Source organism: Bradyrhizobium sp. 17 (genome assembly GCF_023073515.1).
GTDB lineage: Bacteria > Pseudomonadota > Alphaproteobacteria > Rhizobiales > Xanthobacteraceae > Bradyrhizobium > Bradyrhizobium canariense_D.
The window spans coordinates 116517-118743 of sequence record NZ_JADPJQ010000128.1 but is presented as its reverse complement, the minus strand read 5'-3'; the positions used below and the strand labels follow the sequence as shown (position 1 = coordinate 118743).

General features: G+C 65.2%; 1 protein-coding gene. It reads right to left on the bottom strand.

What is annotated here, in order from left to right:
• Nucleotides 1-35 precede the first annotated feature (35 nt).
• The gene (locus IVB13_RS35640; protein WP_247492276.1) at nucleotides 36-2204 is read right to left on the bottom strand and encodes an acetate--CoA ligase family protein; all 2169 of its coding nucleotides are present in this window, start codon (nucleotides 2202-2204) and stop codon (nucleotides 36-38) included.
• Nucleotides 2205-2227 lie beyond the last annotated feature (23 nt).

The following is a 2227-nucleotide window of genomic DNA, read 5'->3' as shown; positions in this document are numbered from 1 at the left end:
AAAGCCATTCTCTTGCGCTTGTGGAGAGAGACCCCTCACCCGTCTCGCCGCTTCGCGGCGAGCCACCCTCTCCCACAAGGGGAGAGGGATGATCTCCGCCCCACCACCAGCGCGTCCACGATCGTCACGCCCTGCCCTTCCGCGTGCACCAGCACCGGGTTGAGCTCGATCTCCGCGATCTCCTCTGCATGTTGCGCGGCAAGCACGGAAATGTCCGCGATCAACTGCGACACCGCCGCAACATCCGCCATCGCCGCCCCGCGAAATCCCGTCAGCAGCGGCGCGGCTTTCAAGCGCGCCAGCATCGTGCCGGCTTCTTCTGCGCTGACCGGCGCCGGGCGGTAGACGACGTCGCGGAACAATTCGGTCGTGATGCCGCCAAGGCCCACCATCACCATCGGCCCGAACGTCGCGTCTGTCATGGTGCCGACGATGATCTCGACACCCTGCTTCGCCATCGGGCAGACCAGCACGCCCTGAATGGCCGCCTCAGGCCTGTGCTGGCGCACATTGTTGAGCAGCGCCTCGAACGCCAGAAACGCTTCGCCCTTTGTGGTGATATTGACGCGCACGCCGCCGACCTCGCTCTTGTGCGCGATGTCCGGCGACTGGATCTTCAGCACCACCGGAAAGCCGACGCGGGCGACGGCATCATCGAGCTCGCCCTTGTCCTTCACCAGCACTTCATCCGGCAGCGCGATGCCGGCGGCGCGGAGCAATGTCTTGCTGTCGGCTTCCGAGAGCGCAGGCGATTTCAGCTGTGCTGAGATGTCCCGCGCGGGGACTTGCGCCCCGTCCGCGGGCCTCTGCAGCTCGAAGGTGGCATAATCGACGAGCTGCCGCATCGCGACGCCGACATAAGTGAGGCCGGAGAGCACCACGACGCCGGATTTGGCAAGCTCGCGCCGCGCGAAATCGGACGGTACCGTGTAGGAATAGAACACCACCGGCTTGTGCTGCGCGGCCAGCACCGGCGTCAGCTCGGCTTCCTTGAAGGGCTTCCGGACGTCGCTCGACAGCGACAGCACGATCAGGATTGCGTCGATCTCGTCCGACGCGGTGAGCACATCGACGCTCTTTTGCAAGCCGCCCGAGGTCACGCCCTGCGCCGTGACGTCGATCGGGTTGCGCGCGGTGCCGTAGGACGGCATCAGCGCGCTGATCTCCGCCTGGACTTTTTCGGAGAGCTCCGGCACCTGCAAGCCTTGCAGCGCCACGGCATCGGCGCCCCAGATGCCGGCGCCGCCGGAGACGGTGACCACGGCGACGCGATCGCCTTTCGGCAACGGATTGCTCGCAAGCACAGCTGCGATCGTCAGCGCCTCGTCGAGATCGTTGGAGACGATGAAGCCATATTTGGCGAACACCGCGTCGTAGGCCGCCGACCATCCGGCCATGCTCGCGGTGTGCGAGGCGGCCGCGCGCATCCCGGCGCCGGAGCGGCCGACCTTCGTGACGATGACAGGCTTTTTCAGTTCGGCGGCGCGCCGCGCTGCCGCGAGAAACTTGTCGACGTCGCGAATGCCTTCGATGAACAGCAGGATCACGTCCGTTGAAGCGTTCTGCACCATGTAATCCAGAAACTCGCCGGCCCCGAGATCGGATTCGTTGCCGGCACTGACGACATAGCTCACGGCAATGCCGAGCGCACTGGCGCGGTGATAATACGCAAAGCCGATGCCGCCGCTCTGCGCCACGATGCCGATCCGCTTCGTCGTGGCGACCAGCGGCACCACGCTCGGCTTGACGTCCACGGCGGGACTGAACGTCGCCGCCACGCGCTGCTTCTGGCTGAAAAAGCCTTCGGCATTCGGACCGGAAATCCGCATGCCGGTGCGCCTCGCCAGCCCCGCGATCGCGTCCTGCATCGCCGCGCTCTCCCCGCCCTCCTCGGCGAAGCCGGAGGAGATGATAACAGCGTTCTTCACGCCGGCGGCGGCGCATTGTTCGAGCGCGGCGAGCACCGCGCGGGCGGGGATGAGGATGATTGCGAGATCGACCGGCGCGCCGATGTCGGTGATCGATTTGTAGCAAATGAGGCCGTCGATCTCGGCGTAGTTCGGGTTCACCGGATAGATTTTTCCGGGATACTCGTTCTTGCGCAACATCGACAGCAGGCGCCCCGGAATCTTCTCGTGATCGCGCGAAGCACCGATCAGCGCGATGCTGGCGGGTGCAAAGAAGCTGTCGAGCGGATGCGGCATGTGCAGATTCCAATTGTCGGTCT

Bases quoted from the DNA above. Each gene is read 5' to 3' on its own strand.
- IVB13_RS35640 (WP_247492276.1), bottom strand. From the start codon at position 2,204: ATGCCGCATCCGCTCGACAGCTTCTTTGCACCCGCCAGCATCGCGCTG.